General features: G+C 72.3%; 14 protein-coding genes. 6 read left to right on the plus strand and 8 right to left on the minus strand.

Going from position 1 to position 16119, the window contains the following annotated elements:
* The 3 genes from ACFOGJ_RS21035 to ACFOGJ_RS21045 all read left to right on the plus strand — a co-directional run.
* Window positions 1-1270, plus strand: a 1270-nt coding sequence (locus tag ACFOGJ_RS21035) for a hydantoinase B/oxoprolinase family protein (protein WP_379904238.1), incomplete at its 5' end; no start/stop codon positions are given.
* A complete protein-coding gene (locus ACFOGJ_RS21040; protein ID WP_379904240.1) occupies window positions 1267-2616 on the plus strand; it encodes an aspartate aminotransferase family protein in 1350 nt (449 codons plus the stop codon). The genes ACFOGJ_RS21035 and ACFOGJ_RS21040, both read left to right, overlap by 4 nt.
* Window positions 2616-4334 (plus strand): acetolactate synthase catalytic subunit, encoded by a 1719-nt coding sequence (locus ACFOGJ_RS21045; RefSeq protein WP_379904242.1) that lies wholly within the window; start codon window positions 2616-2618, stop codon window positions 4332-4334. Before ACFOGJ_RS21040 ends, ACFOGJ_RS21045 begins: the two co-directional genes overlap by 1 nt.
* Window positions 4335-4350: 16 nt before the next feature.
* Here ACFOGJ_RS21045 and ACFOGJ_RS21050 read toward each other — a convergent pair whose 3' ends face one another.
* The 4 genes from ACFOGJ_RS21050 to ACFOGJ_RS21065 all read right to left on the minus strand — a co-directional run bounded on the left by ACFOGJ_RS21050 (window position 4351) and on the right by ACFOGJ_RS21065 (window position 9541).
* The gene (locus ACFOGJ_RS21050; RefSeq protein WP_379904244.1) at window positions 4351-5145 is read right to left on the minus strand and encodes an SDR family NAD(P)-dependent oxidoreductase; all 795 of its coding nucleotides are present in this window, start codon (window positions 5143-5145) and stop codon (window positions 4351-4353) included.
* Window positions 5146-5295: 150 nt separating this feature from the next.
* Entirely contained in the window at window positions 5296-5844 is a 549-nt protein-coding gene (locus ACFOGJ_RS21055; protein ID WP_379904246.1) for a GNAT family N-acetyltransferase, read from the minus strand.
* The gene (locus ACFOGJ_RS21060; protein ID WP_379904248.1) at window positions 5841-7505 is read right to left on the minus strand and encodes a hydantoinase B/oxoprolinase family protein; all 1665 of its coding nucleotides are present in this window, start codon (window positions 7503-7505) and stop codon (window positions 5841-5843) included. Before ACFOGJ_RS21060 ends, ACFOGJ_RS21055 begins: the two co-directional genes overlap by 4 nt.
* Window positions 7502-9541: a hydantoinase/oxoprolinase family protein gene (locus ACFOGJ_RS21065; RefSeq protein ID WP_379904250.1), complete on the minus strand. Its 2040-nt coding sequence runs from the start codon at window positions 9539-9541 to the stop codon at window positions 7502-7504. Before ACFOGJ_RS21065 ends, ACFOGJ_RS21060 begins: the two co-directional genes overlap by 4 nt.
* Before the next feature lie 120 nt (window positions 9542-9661).
* On the opposite strand from ACFOGJ_RS21065, the gene ACFOGJ_RS21070 reads away from it, so the two are divergent.
* Together ACFOGJ_RS21070 and ACFOGJ_RS21075 are read left to right on the plus strand one after the other, a co-directional pair.
* The gene (locus ACFOGJ_RS21070; RefSeq protein WP_379904252.1) at window positions 9662-10063 is read left to right on the plus strand and encodes a TfoX/Sxy family protein; all 402 of its coding nucleotides are present in this window, start codon (window positions 9662-9664) and stop codon (window positions 10061-10063) included.
* A 96-nt stretch (window positions 10064-10159) separates the two neighbouring features.
* A complete protein-coding gene (locus ACFOGJ_RS21075) occupies window positions 10160-11548 on the plus strand; it encodes an amidase family protein (RefSeq protein ID WP_379904254.1) in 1389 nt (462 codons plus the stop codon).
* Between the two features lie 37 nt (window positions 11549-11585).
* Here the strand turns inward: ACFOGJ_RS21075 and ACFOGJ_RS21080 are convergent, their stop codons facing one another.
* The gene (locus tag ACFOGJ_RS21080) at window positions 11586-12341 is read right to left on the minus strand and encodes a crotonase/enoyl-CoA hydratase family protein (RefSeq protein WP_379904256.1); all 756 of its coding nucleotides are present in this window, start codon (window positions 12339-12341) and stop codon (window positions 11586-11588) included.
* A 145-nt stretch (window positions 12342-12486) separates the two neighbouring features.
* Between ACFOGJ_RS21080 and ACFOGJ_RS21085 the strand changes: the two genes are divergently transcribed.
* Window positions 12487-13068 carry a TetR/AcrR family transcriptional regulator gene (locus ACFOGJ_RS21085; RefSeq protein ID WP_379904258.1) on the plus strand — a complete coding sequence of 194 codons (582 nt, stop codon included), beginning with the start codon at window positions 12487-12489 and terminating at the stop codon, window positions 13066-13068.
* Between the two features lie 4 nt (window positions 13069-13072).
* Here the strand turns inward: ACFOGJ_RS21085 and ACFOGJ_RS21090 are convergent, their stop codons facing one another.
* The 3 genes from ACFOGJ_RS21090 to ACFOGJ_RS21100 all read right to left on the minus strand — a co-directional run bounded on the left by ACFOGJ_RS21090 (window position 13073) and on the right by ACFOGJ_RS21100 (window position 16011).
* On the minus strand, window positions 13073-13648 hold the full coding sequence (locus tag ACFOGJ_RS21090; RefSeq protein ID WP_379904260.1) for a LemA family protein: 576 nt from the start codon (window positions 13646-13648) through the stop codon (window positions 13073-13075).
* 6 nt (window positions 13649-13654) lie between these two features.
* Complete coding sequence (locus ACFOGJ_RS21095; protein WP_379904262.1) at window positions 13655-14770, minus strand: hypothetical protein; 1116 nt, start codon at window positions 14768-14770, stop codon at window positions 13655-13657.
* 137 nt (window positions 14771-14907) lie between these two features.
* A complete protein-coding gene (locus ACFOGJ_RS21100; RefSeq protein WP_379904264.1) occupies window positions 14908-16011 on the minus strand; it encodes a hypothetical protein in 1104 nt (367 codons plus the stop codon).
* Window positions 16012-16119: the final 108 nt, after the last annotated feature.

Here is a 16119-nt window from a genome sequence, read left to right on the forward strand (position 1 = left end):
CAGGCTGCGGGAGGATCTCTGGCAGCTGCTGCTGCTGAATTCGCGCTGCCCCCACCTGCTGGACGGCGATCTCCGCGCCATGCTCGGTTCGACCCGGATCGGCGCCGAGCGGATCGCCGCCCTGGTCGCCGACCTGGGTGTCGCGCAGGGCCGGCGCTACCTGGCCGCGATCCTGGAGCATGCCGAGCGGATGATGCGGGCGGAGCTGGCGCGCCTGCCCGACGGCCGCTGGCAGGGCGAGGATGGCAGCGACACCGACTGCTTCGATGCGGTGGAGGTGCGGGTGCGGGTGACGGTGCGGATCGAGGGCGACGCCATCCTGTTCGACTTCGCCGGCACCGACCCGCAGACCCGCGGCTTCAAGAACAGCTCGCTCGCCAATACCTGCTCCTCGGTCTACATGGCGCTGGGCGCCTTCCTGGACGCCGACCTGCCGCGCAACGAGGGGGCCTGCCGGGCGGTGACCATCCGCGCGCCGGAAGGCAGCGTGGTCAACGCGCGCTTTCCCGCCGCGATGACGATGAACACCGTCTATCCGGCCGGGGAGATCGTGCATGCCTGCTGGCAGGCCCTGGCGCAGGTCGATCCCGACCGCGCCTGCGCCGGCTGGGGCAAGGTGGCCTATTGCATCACCTCCGGCCCCGACCGGCAGGGCCAGCCCTATGTCATGTACCATTGGCACGGCTCTTCCGGCGGCGGCGCGGTGCGCGGCAGGGACGGCTTCAACACCATCGGCCAGCTGACCACCCTCGGCGGCATGTCGCTGCCCGATGTCGAAGTCTTCGAACAGCTCTATCCGGTCGCCATCCGCCGCCAGGAATTCCGCTGCGACGGCGGCGGCGCCGGCCGCTTCCGCGGCGGCACCGGGGTTACGTACGAGGCCGATATCCTGGAGCCGGCGCAGTTCGCCTTCCGCGGCGAAGGCATCCGCCGCCCCTCCGGCTTCGGCACGGTCGGCGGCGGGACTGGCGCGGTCGGCAGCATGAGCCTGGCACCGGCAGCGGGACCGCCTGTCGAGGCACCGCAATACGGCGTGCGGCCGCTGCCGCCGCTGCGCTTGGCGATCGCCTCGCCCGGCGGCGGCGGCTGGGGCGACCCGAGGCGCCGCGATCCGGCGGCGGTGCTGCGCGACGTGGCGGACGGGGTGGTCAGCCCGGAAGCGGCGCGGTCGGTCTACGGCGTGGCGCTGACCGCGGACGGGGCGGCGGTCGACCACGCGGCCACCCGGCGGCTGCGGGGCGCCGCCGCCGGACCGGCAGCCTCCGCATGAGCGGCGCACCGCAGGCCGGCGGCGCGGCCGGCGCCCGTTCCCGCGACGCCTATGCCCGCGCGCGGCAGGTGCTGCCCGGCGGCACCACCCGTGTCACCGTGGAGCGCGACCCGGTGCCGCGCTATGTCAGCCACGGCGCCGGCGCCTGGCTGCACGACCTGGACGGGCGGCGCTACCTGGACCTGAACAACAACTACACCGCACTGATCCACGGCCATGCCTTCGCGCCGGTGACCGAGGCGCTGCAGCGCCAGCTTCGCGACGGCACCGCCTTCGCCAACCCGACCGAGCACGAGATCGCGCTGGCGGAGCTGCTCTGCGGCCGGGTGCCGGGGCTGGACCGGCTGCGGTTCTGCAATTCCGGGACCGAGGCGGTGCTGTTCGCGGTGAAGGCGGCGCGCGCCTTCACCGGCCGGCCGGCGATCGCCAAGGTGGAGGGCGCCTATCACGGCGCCTATGACTGGGTGGAGGTCAGCCAGGCCAGCGAACCCGGGACCTGGGGGCCTGCCGAGGCGCCGTCGGCGGTGCCCTACTATCGCGGCATGCCGGAGGCGGTGCTGGGCGATGTCGTCACCCTGCGCTTCAACGATGCGGAAGGTGCGGCGCGGCTGATCGGCGCCCACGCCGACCGGCTGGCGGCCGTGGTGCTGGACCCGATGCCGAGCCGCGCCGGCCTGGTGGCGCCGGAGCCGGACTTCCTGGCGGCGGTCGAGGCGGCGGCACGGCGGCACGGCATCCTGCTGATCAGCGACGAGGTGCTGAACCTGCGCCAGGGCCATGGCGGGGCGGCGGCGCGCTACGGGCTGCAGGCCGACCTGTTCGCGCTGGCCAAGATCATCGGCGGCGGCCTGCCGATCGGCGCGGTCGGCGGACGGGCCGAGGTGATGCGGGTGTTCGATTCCAGCAGCGGCCGCCCGGCCCTGCCGCAGGGCGGCACCTTCGCCGCCAACCCGCTGTCGATGGTGGCGGGCCGTGCGGCGATGCAGGCACTCGACCAGGCTGCGCTGCAGCGGCTGGAGGGGCTGGGCGACGACCTGCGCCGGCGGCTGGCGGCCGCCAGCATGGCCCGCCAGGCGCCGTTCACCATCACCGGCGCGGCCTCCCTGTTCCGCATCCACCCGAAGCGGCGGCCGCCGCGCGAGCATCGCGACGCGCATTGTTCCCCGGCGGAGATGGCGGTGCTGGCGGAGCTCAGCCGCTTCTGCGCCGGCCACGGCATCCTGCTGCCCCGGGGCACTTCCGGCTGCCTCTCCACGCCGATGGGGCCGGCGGAGGTCGACCTGGTGGTGCAGGTCTTCGAGCGCTTCCTGGAGGAACGCGCCGATTGCTACATGGAGCTGCCGTGATGGCTGCGGACGGACAGGAGACGGTCGCCCGGCGGATCGCCGCGGCGCTGCGGCGGCACGGGGTGGCGATGATCTTCGGCCAGAGCCTGCCCTCGGCGGTGGTGCTGGCCTGCGAGGCGATCGGCATCCGGCAGATCGCCTACCGGCAGGAGAATATGGGCGGCGCGATGGCCGACGGCTTTGCCCGCCGTGCCGGCCGGACCGCCGTGGTCTGCGCCCAGAACGGTCCGGCCGCGACCCTGCTGGTGCCGCCGCTGGCGGAGGCGCTGAAGGCTTCGGTGCCGGTCGTCGCCCTGGTGCAGGAGGTGGAACGGGCGCAGGCCGACCGCAACGCCTTCCAGGAGCTGGACCATATCGCCCTGTTCCAGCCCTGCACGAAGTGGGTGCGGCGGATCCAGACCGCGGACCGGGTCGACGATTATGTCGACCAGGCCTTCCTCGCCGCCGCGTCCGGCCGGCCGGGGCCGGCCGCGCTGCTGCTGCCGGCCGACCTGCTGCGCGAAGCGGCACCCGCGGATCCGGTGCCGCGGACCGCGGACTACGGCGCCTGGCCGCTGGACCGGCCCTGCCCGGACCTGCAGGCCGTGGGGGCGGCCGCACGGCTGATCGCGACGGCCCGGCAGCCGGTGGTGCTGGCCGGCGGCGGGGCGCTGGCGACAGGCGCACCGCAGGCGCTGGCCGCCCTGCAGGAGGCGGCGCATCTGCCGGTCTTCACCACCAACATGGGCAAGGGCGCGGTCGACGAGCATCACCCGCTGTCGGCCGGCGTGCTGGGGGCGCTGACCGGACCGCGCTCGCTGGGCCGGCACAGCCGGCCGCTGCTGGTGGCCGCCGATGTCGTGCTGCTGGTCGGCACCCGCACCAACCAGAACGGCACCGACAGCTGGCGGCTGCTGCCGCCGGGCGCCCGGCTGATCCATCTCGACATCGACCCGCAGGAGATCGGCCGCAACCACGAGGCGCTGCGCCTCGTCGGCGACGCGGCGGCAGGCCTGCAGGCGCTGGCGGCGGCGCTGGCGGCGCTCGACCTGCGGCAGCGTGCGGCCGCGCGGCCGAACCTGGAGACGCGCATCGCCACCGCCTGGTCGGCGTTCGCCGAGGACCTGCGGCCGCTGCTGCAGGCCAATGCCGGCCCGATCCGGCCGGAGCAGGTGATGGCGGAGCTGCAGCCGCTGCTGACGCCGCGCAGCACGGTGGTCGGCGATGCCAGCTATGCCTCGATGTGGGTGGTGGGGCAGCTGCGCGGCCTCGCCGCCGGCATGCGCTTCCTGACCCCACGCGGCCTGGCCGGCCTGGGCTGGGGCCTGCCGCTGGCGATCGGTGCGAAGCTCGCCGCACCCGACGCTCCGGTCGTGGCGCTGGCCGGCGATGGCGGCTTCGCCCATGCCTGGGCGGAGCTGGAGACCCTGGCGCGGCACCGCATCGCGCTGCCGGTGGTCGTCCTGAACAACGGCGTGCTGGGCTTCCAGAAGGATGCCGAGACGGTGAAGTTCGGCGCCTATACCACGGCCTGCCATTTCGGCCCCGTCGACCATGCCGCCATCGCCCGCGCCTGCGGCTGCGAGGGGCTCAGGATCGCGGCGGCCGGGGAGGTCGGGCCGGCGCTGCGCCATGCGCTCGCCGCCGACGGCCCGGTGCTGCTGGAGGTGATGACCGACCCGGACGCGCACCCGCCATTGTCGCTGTTCGACGGGACCCTGGACCGGTCGGAGGTGTAGGGCGGGCCGGGGGGCGTCACCCCGGATGGCGCAGGATGCCGCCTTCCACCCGCAGCGCGGCGCCGGTGGTGGCGGAGGCCTGTTCGGAACAGGCATAGACCACCATGTTGGCGACCTCCTCGACCGTCGCCAGGCGGCGGATCAGCGAACTGGGGCGAAGCTCCTTCACGAAGCGCTCCGCCACCGTGTCGGCCGGCACGCCCGTCGCCTCGGCGCGGCGCGCCATCGCCTTGCGCACGCCTTCGCTGTCGGTCGGTCCCGGCAGGACGGAATTCACCGTCACCCCGGTGCCGGCGACGCTTTCCGCCAGGCCGCGGGCGATGGCGATCTGGGCGGCCTTGGAGAAGCCGTACTGCACCATCTCCGGCGGGATGTTGAGCCCGGATTCCGAGGAGATGAAGACGACCCGGCCCCAGCCGCGGTCCACCATCGGTCCCAGGTAGGCGCGGGTCATGCGCACGCCGGACATCACGTTGACGTCGAAATAAAGCTGCCAGTCCGCATCGCTCAGCTTTGCGAAGGGGGCGGTGCCGAAGATGCCCAGGTTGTTGACCAGGATGTCCGTCTCCGGCGCGGCATTCAGGAAGGCCTTGCAGCCCTCCGCCGTGCCCAGGTCGGCGGCGATGCCGGCCGCCTGGGCGCCCGGCACCGTGTCGGCAAGCTGCTGCAATGCGGCGTCCACCCGGTCCTGGGTGCGGCCGTTCAGCAGCACCGCGGCGCCGGCTGCGGCCAGGCCCTGCACGATGCCGAAGCCGATGCCCGCGGTGGAGCCGGTGACCACGGCACGCCGGCCGGTCAGGTCGATTTTCATCCCGTCCTCCTGTGGCCTGTCCCACTGATATCGGGACCCGTCGCCCTCGGCCACCGAGCCGAGGGCCCATTCCGCCAGCCCGGCCGGTCGGCTCGCGGAATGGATTCCAGGCTCAAGGCCTGGAATGACGTCAAGAGACCTGCTGTCATTTCAGGTCCGGCCGGGCCCGCCGGAATCGCCGCTGGATGCCGGCGGCACGGGCTCGCCATCGCGCAGCCGGATCGGCCGCGCCACCACGATCTCGCCCTCGTCGTCCTGCCCCTCGGGCTTGAAGCCGAGGCCGGCGAAGAAGCTCTTCGGCGCCTGCGGACCCGGCGCGTAGGTGGCCAGGATGCGCTCCACGCCATCCTCCTGGCGGTAGCGCTCCAGCACCCGCTGCACCGCCTGCTGGCCATAGCCGCGGCCCTGGCATTCGCGGTCGATCATCAGCCGCCAGAGCAGGATGTCGCCGGGATGCATGATCGGATCGGGCTCCGCGTCGGGATCGCGCGGGTCGAACACCACCACCAGGCCGACCGGGCGGTCGGCCTGATAGACCGCACGGATCCAGGCGCCGGGCTCGTAATGGGCCTGCGCCAGCGATACCGCGGCGCTGGCCACCACCTGGGCCTGTCGCGGTGCCACGGTCAGCTGCAGGATCGCATCCACGTTGAAGCGGTCGACGGGGCGAAGCTCGATATCGGCATGGGTGGCATTCACGCCGGCACCTCGGGGGCGGTGAAGCCGTCGGCGCGGTCGGCCTCCGCCAGGGCCGGCGGCCGGTCCTGCGGCGGCCCGTAGCCGGCGCCGCCGCCGGTGGTCATCACCAGCCGGTCGCCGGCGCGCAGGGCGAAGCTCTGCTTGGAGGCCAGCGGGATCCGCTCGTTGCCGCGCTCGACCAATGTCTGCGCGCAGGCCCCCGGCGCACCGCCGAACAGCCCTTCAGGCGGCAGGCGGAAGCGGTCGCCATAGGTGGCGAAGGTGACCTCCTCGTCCAGGATCTCGTAGGTGCGGCGAAAGCCCAGCCCGCCGCGATGGCGGCCGCTGCCGGCGGAGCCGGGGACCAGGGCATATTCCGCCACCCGGAAGAACGGATAGGTCATGTCCAGGCTTTCCACCGGGATGTTGCTGCAGTTCGACAGCGGGCTGTCAACGGCGTCGCAGCCGTCGTTATGCGGCCCGGCGCCATAGCCGCCGCCGAAGATCTCCAGGTAGATCGAATAGCCCTCCGGCCCCAGATGGCTGAGGCAGGAGGCGATGGTGGTGTCGTAGCCCGACGCGATCACCTTCTCCGGCAGGGCCTGGGCCAGGGCCCGCATCACCGCGTCGAACACCCGGTAGGTCGGCAGCAGGCGCGCCCGCACCGGAGCCGGCGGCTTCGGGTTCAGCAGGCTGCCATAGGGCGCGGTCACCGTGATCGGCCGCACCGCCCCCGAATTGTAGGGGATGTCGGCACTGGTCATCACCGACTTCACGCAGGACACCGCCGCGGCGACCGTCGAGGCGAAGGGCGAGTTCATGTTGCTCTTCACCTGGTCGGAGCTGCCGGCGAAGTCGATCGCCACGTCGGAACCGCTGACGGTAACGGTGGCGCGCACCTTCACCGGGCCGGAGCCCAGCCCGTCATCGTCCATCGCGTCCTCGCCCACATAGACGCCGTCGGGGCAGGCGGCGATGGCGGCGCGGATGCGGCGCTCCGAATAGTCCAGGACCTCCGACATCGCTGCCTGCACCTTGGCCGGCCCGTGCTTGCGGCAGAGTTCCGTCAGCCGGGTCGCGCCGATGGCGTTGGCCGCGAACTGGGCGTCCAGGTCGCCGATTGTGGCGTCGGGCATGCGGACATTGGCGCGGATGAAGCGTTCCAACGGCCCGCCCTGCCAGTCGCGGGCGAGGTTGTAGCGGCTGGGCGGGAAGATGATGCCTTCCTGGTGCACGTCGGAGGCTTCCGGGTTCAGCCCCGGCTTGCCGCCGCCCAGGTCGATGTGATGCGCGACCGTGGCGCTGAAGCCGATCAGGATGCCGTCCAGGAAGATCGGCGTGAACAGGAAGATGTCGGGGACGTGCTGGCCACCGTGATAGGGGTCGTTGGAGATGTAGAAATCGCCCTCCACCAGTTCTTCCGGCGGCGTCGCGGCGGCACAGGGGCCGAAGGTGTGGCTGATCGAGCCGAGCTGCATCGGGATCAGCTCCGCCTGCGCCACCACATTGCCGGCCGGGTCCAGCAGCGCGGCGGAACAGTCGGCCGCCTCCCGCACGATCGGCGAATGGGCGGAGCGGATCAGCTTCGCGCCCATCTCCCGGGTCGCGGCCACCAGCGCCTGGATGATGACGGCCCTGTCGACGGTCGAGAGGCCGTCCTCCTGCGGGATCGAGTCGGTCATCGGCTGCTGTCCTCTTGATTGTCCTGTGCCCGGCGCATGACCAGGCAATGGGCTTCGCCGACGGCCGCCGTCCAGCCGTCCGGCACATAGATCGTGCTGGTCCCGTCCTCGACCAGAAGGGGACCGGGCCGCGGCGGGTCGCCGGCGGCCAGCGCGCTCCGCGGCAGCAGGGTGCAGGCCTTGCGCCGGCCGCGCTCGAAGATTTCGATCGGCCGCGGCGGCGTCGCCGCCTCCGCGTCCTGTGCCAGGTCGGGCAGCGCCGCCGGCGCCACCGCGGCGCCGACCCGGAAGGAGACGATCTCCGCCGCGCCGCCGCCCTTGGAGAATTCGAACACCTGGTGGTGCGCGCGGTCAAAAGCGGCCGACAATGCAGCCGCATCCATCGCCAGCAGTGCGGCCAGCTCCGCCTCCACCGGGATCTCGAAAGCCTGCCCCAGATAGCGCATCTCCAGGGTCGCTGTCAGCCGCGGCGGGTCGGTCAGGCCCAGGTCGCGCAGATAGGCCTGCACTTCCGCCGACAGGGATTCGAGCGTGGCGCGGATCTCCGGCAGCGAGTCCGGCGCCACCGGCAGCCGGCGGGTCTGCGCCGCATAATGGACGAAATCGCTGGCCAGCAGGCCCCAGGCCGACAGCACGCCGGCATGCGGCGGTACCAGCACGGTCCGCAGGCCCAGATCCTCGGCGATCCTTGCGGCCTGCATCGGGCCGGCGCCGCCGAAGGCGAGCAGTGCATAGTCGCGCGGATCCTTGCCGCGCTCGGTGGAGATCCGCTGGATCGCCTGCGTGATGTTCGCATCCGCGATCTGGATCGCCGCATCGGCGGCCTGCACCGGCTCCAGCCCCAGCTTCCCCGCCTGTTCGCGCAGCGCGACGGCGGCGGCCTCCATGTCCAGCGCCATGCGCCCGCCCAGGAAGCTTTCGCCGCGGATCGTGCCGCGCACCAGATGGGCATCGGTCACGGTCGCCGCTTTGCCGCCGCGGCCGTAGCAGGCGGGGCCGGGATCGGCGCCGGCGGAATGCGGGCCGACCCGCGTCAGCCCGCCGTCGTCGATCCAGATCAGGGAGCCGCCGCCGGCACCCACCGTGGCGATGTCGATCACCGGGGTTTTGATCGGCAGGCCGTCGATCTCCGTCTCGCCGATCAGTGAGGGCCGGCCGCCCTCCACCAGGCAGACATCGGTGGAGGTGCCGCCCATGTCCAGGGTGATCACCTCCGCGAAGCCGGCGCGGGCGGCCATCCGGGCGGCGCCGATCACCCCTGCGGCCGGGCCGGAGAACAGGGAGGTGATGGCGTTGCGACCCATCGCGTCGGCGGGCAGGCGGCCGCCGTTGGACTGCATCACGCTGAACCGGCCGGCATGGCCGCCGGCCTTCAGGGCGGCGGCGAAGCGGTTCAGGTAGCGTTCGATCACCGGCTGTACATAGGCGGCGAGGGTGGTGGTCGAGCTGCGCTCATATTCGCGGAACTCGCGGCAGACATCGTGGCTGCAGGTGACGTTCAGCTCGGGGCGCAGCCGCCGCACGATCTCCGCCACGGCCGCCTCGTGCGCCGGGTCGGCATAGGCGTTCAGGAAGCAGATCGCGACCGCCTCGTAATCGCCGCCGGCAAGGGCGGTACGGATCGCGGCCTCGGCCGTGGCCGGGTCGAGGGCGCGCACCGCGCGGCCGTCCGACCCCATCCGCTCCTGGATTTCGAAGATGTCGCGGCGATGCAGCACCGGTTCGGGCTTGCGGTAGAACAGGTCGTAAATCCGGCGCCGGCTGTGGCGCTGCAGGAACAGCACGTCACGGAAGCCGGCGGTGGTGAACAGGCAGATGCGGGCGCCCTTGCGCTCCAGGATCGCGTTGGTCGCCACGGTGGAGCCGTGCACCAGGTCGTCCACCGCGGACAGGTCGACCGACGCCGCGTCGATCGCCGCAAGCGCGCCCTCGTCCGGCCGTGCCGGGGTCGAGGGCACCTTGGTCACCCGGATCCGCCCGTCCGTCACCATCACCAGGTCGGTGAATGTCCCGCCCACCTCGACGCCGACCCGCATGCGCTGCCGCCTCCCCCGCTGAACGCCTGTCCGAATACGGCGCTACTGTAGGCGGTGCCGGGTATGGGGCAAACCATCTGCCTTCCTGTACCCTGCCCGGGCAATCAAGGGGGAGCAGCGATGCCTGCGGCCGAACCGCCGGAATATGTCCGCCACTGCCTGGACCGCCTGGCGCCGTTGGGCCCGATCGAATGCCGCCGCTTCTTCGGCGGCTGGCAGTTCCGCATCGGCGGCGAGCAGTTCGCCGCGGTGCTGCGGAAGGAGTTCTACCTGCGCGCCGCCGGGCCGCTGCAGGCGGAGATCGCGGCGGCCGGCGGGCGGCCGTTCCGCTACAGCCGGCGGGACCGGGAGGTGGAGGTGCCGGGCTATATCACCCCGCCGGAAGAATGCCTGGACGATGACGAGGCGTTCTGCGACTGGGCCCGCCGCGCGCTGGAGCAGGCGCTGGCGAACCCGAAGCCGAAACGCAGCCGCGGCGCGGCGCGGAAACGGAGGCAGGGAAAGGCGGATTCCGGCGGCTGACGGCGTGGGGCGCGGCCGGCGACATGCCGGTCCCTGGCCCTTTGCGGCGAACCCCGTCATGGTCCGCGGCGTGAACGCGTGCGGAAGGGGGACGGGATGGCGGACGCATGGACCTGGATGTCGCTGGAGGAGCTGATCCACGCCTACCGGCAGAGGGCGCTGTCGCCGGTGGAGGTCGTGGAAGGCCAGCTCGACCGGATCGAGCAGGTGAACCCCCGGGTCAATGCGGTCTACCATGTCGATCGGGAAGCCGCCCTGGCGGCCGCTGCGCTGTCCGACAGGCGCTGGCGCGACGGCGCCCCGGCCGGCCCGCTGGACGGCGTCCCGATGACCATCAAGGATGCCCTGGCGACGAAGGGCCTGCCGGGATATCGCGGCTCGGCTGCGGAACCGGAACGGGTGGCCGACCATGACCATCCGACGGTCGCCCGGGTGCGGGAAGCCGGCGCGGTGATCCTGGGCAAGAACGCGATGTGCGACTACGGCATCCTGGCCTCCAGCGTCAGTTCCCGCCACGGCACCACCTGCAATCCGCGCAACCTGTCGCGCACCGCCGGCGCATCCTCCTCCGGCGCGGCGGCATCGGTGGCCGCCGGGATCGAGCCGGTAGCCATCGGCACCGATATCGTCGGTTCGATCCGGGTGCCGGCATCCTGGTGCGGCCTGGCCGGGCTGAAGCCGTCGCAGGGCCGGGTGCCGTACTGGTTCCAGCCCAGCCCGGCCCTGGTCGCCGGCCCGCTGGCCCGCCACGTCCGCGACGCGGCGCTGCTGCTGAACGTGCTGGCGCAGCCGGACGGCCGCGACTTCACGGCGCTGCCGCCGTCGGGCGAGGATTATCACGCCGATCTGGAGGCCTTCGAACCGTCCGGCCTGCGCATTGTGGTGGTGCCCGACCTCGGCACGGGGCCGGCGCCGGACCGCGCCGTGCTGCATGCCCTTGACCGGGTCGAGGCGCTGCTGGCCGGCGCCGGCGCGGAGGTGGAGCGCCTGTCGCCGCCGTTCGAGGCGGCGGACCTCGACCCGGTGGAGCGCCATTATCTGGTGCGCTGCCTGGCCGAACTCTCCAAGCGCCCGGAGGAGGAGGCCCGCCTGTCGCCGGCGATCTGGGACTGGACCCGGGCGGGGGAGGCGATGAGCGCGGTCGAGCTCTACGACGGCCTGAACGCGATGCAGCGCCTGCGCGAGCGTGCCGTGCGGCTGGTCGACGGCGCGGAATTCCTGATCCTGCCCAGCACCCCGGTGACCGCCTTCGCCGCCGGCACCTTGGCGCCGGACGGCGTGCGGCCCTTCTCCCTCTGGGGCAATACCTGCCTGTTCAACCTGACGGAACAGCCCGCCGCCAGCCTGCCCTTCGGCACCGATCCCGACGGGCTGCCGGTCGGCATCCAGATCGTCGGCCACCGCTTCGACGATGCCGGTGTGCTGCGGCTCGCCCGCTATCTGGAACGCCACGCCCCGCCGCTGGCGCCGCCCGACCTCGACTGACCCCGGAAAGGCCTTCGCCGGCGGCGCGGGCGGCGGCCTATGCGGCCGGCGCGTTCGGTAGCCGCACGGCGGACGGGCCCTCCGCGGCGCGCCGGCGATAGGCATCCAGGGTCAGTTCCGTGTCGATCGCGGCGCGGATGGCGTCGACCGCGCCCTGCCGCAGGCGGTGCTTGACCACCGCGTGGGAGGGCAGGTGGATGCCGGCAAGGGCCCGGGTCACCGCATCGGCGCGGGCCGGCAGTTCCGCTTCCGGCACCAGTTCGTCCAGGAAGCCGGCCGCGACGGCCTCGTCGAAGCCGAACATGCTGCCGGTGACCGCGGTGCGGTTCAGCGCCGCCGGGGTCAGCCGCTGGCGCGCCAGTTCCAGCGCGAAGCCTGGCGCCGGGATGCCGATCGCCACCTCGTTGAGGCCGATCCGGTAAGGCCCGGCACCGCCGATGCGGATGTCGGAGGCCAGGGTCAGGAAGGCGCCCATCGGATAGGCATGGCCGGCGATCGCGGCGACCACCGGCAGCGGGTGGCAGAGGATCTGGAGCGCCAGGTCCGCGCCCGCCCGCACCATCGCCAGGCTGGCCTCCGGGTCGTTGGCGGCGAGCACCTTCAGGTCGAAGCCTGCGGAGAAGATGCCGGGCCGGCCGGACGTGAGCAACGCCGGCACACCCTCGGCGGCAGCGCGATCGAAGGCGCCGGCAATGTCCTGCAGCATCGCCGGCGACATCACGTTCAGCTTGCCGTCATCCATCACGATGCGGGCGATGCCGTCCTGGATCTCGTAGCGCAGGCGTTCGCTCATCGGGTCGTCCTCCCTGGTGGCCGATCGGGACGAAGTCTGCACGAAATTATATAGACCGGTCAATATAATTTCGTCTTGCGAGATGTTCTCTGCCGGGTGCGCATGCCAGGATGCGGATCCCGCCCTCATTTGTCCCCGGAACCAGATGCCGCCTCCGCCGAAGCACCGCCAGGCCATTGTCGACGCCGCCGTCACCCTGTTCCGTCGCCAGGGCTATGCCGCCACCGGGCTGGCGGAGATCACCGCCGTCAGCGGCGCGCCGAAGGGCTCGCTGTACCACTACTTCCCGGCGGGCAAGGCGGCGATCGCCGAAGCCGCGGTGCAGGAGGCCGGGCGCCGCGTGGCGGAGACGGTGGCGGACCTGGCGCGGGCGGCCCCCAGCGCCGGCGCGCTGGTGAAGGCGCATGCCGGGCTGCTGGCCGGCTGGATGGCGAAGTCGGACTATCGGGACGGCAGCCCGATGACCACGGTGCTGCTGGAGAATGCGCCGGCGGATGCGGCGATCACCGAAGCCGGCCGCATCGCGCATGCGGCCTGGCGCGGTCTGCTGGCGAAACGCCTGGCGGCCGACGGCTTCCCGCAGGCCCGCGCCGAGCGGTTGGCCGTGCTCGCGGTGGCCGCGCTGGAAGGGGCGCTGCTGCAGGCCCGGGTGGAGCAGAGCGGTGCGCCGCTGCTGGCGGCGGCGGAGGAATTCGACCTGCTGCTGCGCAGCGGCGCGGGCGGCTGAGCCGTCAGGCGCCGAACAGGGCCTTCATGTCGACATTCTTCGTCGCCTCGGGCTCCGCCTCGAACAGCGGCTTCGCGCCGAAGCCGAAAGGCTTCGCGACCAGCATGTCGGGAAACTGCTCGCGCCGGATGTTGTTGATGTTCACCGCCTCGTTATAGAACTCGCGCCGGTCGGAGATCGATTCCTCCAGGGCGGAGATCCGCCCCAGCAGCTGGCGGAAGCTCTCCGCCGCCTTCAGGTCGGGATAGGCCTCCGCCCGTGCCAGCAGGCCGGTGACGGCCAGGCCGAGCGCGCCCTCGGTTCGGTTGACCTCGCCCACATCGCCGTCGCGGCGGGCGGTCTCCGCCTCGTTGCGCAGGGCGGTGACCTTCTCCAGCACCTCCTGCTCGTAGGACATGTACTGCTTGCAGGTCTCCACCAGCTTCGGCAGTTCCTCGTAGCGCTGCTTCAGCAGCACGTCGATGTTCGACCAGGCCTCGTCGACATTGTGCTTCAGGGCGACCAGGCGGTTGTAGATGCTGATCCCGTAGACGAGGATCAGCGCGACGACGACCAGGATGACGATGGTTGTGATGTCCAACGGGGCTCACTCCTTCGGTTGCGGCGGCAGGCCGAACCGCGCCAGCAGCGCCTGCACGGTCTCCGGATGCTGCTGCGCCAGGATCACCGCCAGGACCGCCGCGACCGCCAGGGCGATCGCGAGACAGGCGGCGGCCATCAGCCGGTAGTGCCGGATCAGGCGGCGCTCCGGCCTGTCGGAAACGACCAGCGGGCGGTTGCGGCCGCTTCGCCAGTCGGCGCTGAGGACATGCGCCATCGCGGTGCCGCCCAGCGGCGCATCCGGGCCGATCCCCTCCAGCCGCCGCATCTCCTGCCACCAGCGTGCGGTTGCCGCGGCCCGGGCCTCGGCCGACCTGTCCAGCGCGATCTGCGCCAGGTTGCGCAGCACGGCCGGCGCGCGTTCGTCCATGCCGGCCAGGCGGTGGGCCCAGCTGTCGTCGAACGGCTGCTCGTTGGAGCGGTAGCTGGTGAAGCGACCCATGGCATAGAGGTCGCGGTCGGCAGGCAGCCGCGTCTCGACCAGGCGCCACGCGCCGTCCCGGGACAGCAGCCGCTGCTGAGCGGCCGGGAACAGATGGGCGACGGCCTGCCGCTCCGCATCGTCAGCCGCGCGCGTCGTGCCTTCGCCGGCATGCACCTCCGCCTCAGCGATCGCCACCCAGCAGGTGGCGGTCCCGTCGCTGAGCGGCAGCAGGTCCGGCGGCATCCGTGCCGAGGCCTGGGTACGCCATTCGCTGCGGCCCTTCGGCCGCTTCACCCGGCGCTGCGCCTCGAGCTTCCAGTAGCAACAGGGGCTGTCGGAGAGCGGCGCGCGGATCGCCGCGCCGTCCTGGTCGACGGCGCTGCCGCGCGCCACGATCTCGACATGGCCCTGTGCGGCGGAGCGGATCTTCGATGTCGGGGTGTCCGCGATCTCGCGGGCCTGCCGCAGGGCCGCGCGCGCGCCCCACAATCCACCCAGGACGAACAGGCCGAGCAGCGCATAGGCGAAGAAGAGACCCAGAATCGCCGGGATCAGGAACAGGGCGGCGGTCAGGAGCCAGCGGAACCGCCGACGATTCCCGTGATCTGGCCGGCGCCCGCCATGCGGACGGCCTGCCCCTGCCGTGCCGGCCTGCGGCCCGCCCTGTGCCCCGCTCACACCTTCGCCCCGCTTCCCGCCTGCCGTCGCGGCGTGGCCGGCGGCATCGGTCCATCCTGCCCGACCGCTGCTTTCGGTGCCAACCGGGATGAGGACCTCTTGCGGGCGGGCGGACATCACGGCGTGGCTCCCTGCGCCTAGTTTGCCGGCAGCCACAGGCTGGCCACCAGGCCCCACATCATGTCCGGATAATCGTCGAACAGGATGGCGACCAGGATCGCCGTGGCGATGAGCGACATCACCACGGCCGCGATCGCCAGGATCCGCAGGTTGCGCACCATCCCGCGCTCAGAGGTGGCGCCGACGATCAGGTCGCGCCGTTCGTCCCAGTCCGCGCTCAGCACATGCGCCACCACGCTGCCCGACAGGGGTGCGTCGGGGGCGATGCCTTCCAGGCGCCGCATCTCTGCCCGCCATCGTGCGTCGGCCGCCTCGCGGGACGGCGCACGCTTGTTCTGCAGGCTGCGGGCCATGCCGCGCAGGTCGATCGGGATCCCTTCGTCCGCGCCGGCCATGCGCTCTGCCCAGCTGTCGTCGAACGGCAGTTCGTTGGAGCGATAGCTGGTGAAGCGGCCGAGGGCGTAGAGCTCGGTGTCCGCCGGCAGCGCGGTCTCCTTCAGGCGCCAGCGCCCGCTGCGGCCCAGGCGGGCACGCTGATGTTCCGGGAACAGATGCGCCACCGCCGCGCGCTCGGCCTCGCCGGCGCTGCGCTCCTCCGGCACGATCGCATGGAAATCGGCCTCTGCCACGGCCAGGTAGCAGGTGCCGGTCCCATCGCCGATCGGCAGCAGTTCCGGTACCGATCGCGCGAAGGCCTCCGTCTGCCATTCCTCCTCATCGCCGCGCTTGACCCGCCGCTGTGCATCGAGATGCCAGTAGCAGCAGGGCTTGCCCGACAGGGGGCCGGTGATCGGATTGCCCTCGGCATCGGTGGCGCTGCCGCGCAGCACCAGTTCGACATAGCCCTGGGTGGCGGAGCGGATCTTCGAGGTCGGCGTATCCTGGATCTCACGGGCCTGCCGCAGCGCCGCCAGCGCGCCGAAGATGCCGGCCAGGATGAAGAGGCTGAGGATCCCGTAGAAGAAGCTGACGAACGCCAGCGCCGCCGGGCCCGCGAGGAAGGCGCCGAACAGCAGCCAGCGCGACCGCCGCCGGCTGCCACGCCGCCGGCTGCCGTCGCTCCGCTCGCTCTTTCTGCGACTGTTGCCGGCCGCCGTCCGACTCACGCGTCCATCACTCACGCGTCCATCCCGGATATCCGCTCCACCGGTGCGGCGTGGCCGGCGCCGCGGCAAGATGATGCCCGACCGCTGCGTTTCCGCCAAATGCTTCGTGCGAGAGGCAGGCCC

Source organism: Marinibaculum pumilum, assembly GCF_042646425.1.
Lineage (GTDB): Bacteria > Pseudomonadota > Alphaproteobacteria > Ferrovibrionales > Ferrovibrionaceae > Marinibaculum > Marinibaculum pumilum.

What these genes read in the sequence shown, in the direction of transcription:
- ACFOGJ_RS21040 (WP_379904240.1), top strand. Translation starts at nt 1,267, where the DNA reads ATGAGCGGCGCACCGCAGGCCGGCGGCGCGGCCGGCGCCCGTTCCCGC.
- ACFOGJ_RS21045 (WP_379904242.1), top strand. Translation starts at nt 2,616, where the DNA reads ATGGCTGCGGACGGACAGGAGACGGTCGCCCGGCGGATCGCCGCGGCG.
- ACFOGJ_RS21050 (WP_379904244.1), bottom strand. Translation starts at nt 5,145, where the DNA reads ATGAAAATCGACCTGACCGGCCGGCGTGCCGTGGTCACCGGCTCCACC.
- ACFOGJ_RS21060 (WP_379904248.1), bottom strand. Translation starts at nt 7,505, where the DNA reads ATGACCGACTCGATCCCGCAGGAGGACGGCCTCTCGACCGTCGACAGG.
- ACFOGJ_RS21065 (WP_379904250.1), bottom strand. Translation starts at nt 9,541, where the DNA reads ATGCGGGTCGGCGTCGAGGTGGGCGGGACATTCACCGACCTGGTGATG.
- ACFOGJ_RS21070 (WP_379904252.1), top strand. Translation starts at nt 9,662, where the DNA reads ATGCCTGCGGCCGAACCGCCGGAATATGTCCGCCACTGCCTGGACCGC.
- ACFOGJ_RS21075 (WP_379904254.1), top strand. Translation starts at nt 10,160, where the DNA reads ATGGCGGACGCATGGACCTGGATGTCGCTGGAGGAGCTGATCCACGCC.
- ACFOGJ_RS21080 (WP_379904256.1), bottom strand. Translation starts at nt 12,341, where the DNA reads ATGAGCGAACGCCTGCGCTACGAGATCCAGGACGGCATCGCCCGCATC.
- ACFOGJ_RS21085 (WP_379904258.1), top strand. Translation starts at nt 12,487, where the DNA reads ATGCCGCCTCCGCCGAAGCACCGCCAGGCCATTGTCGACGCCGCCGTC.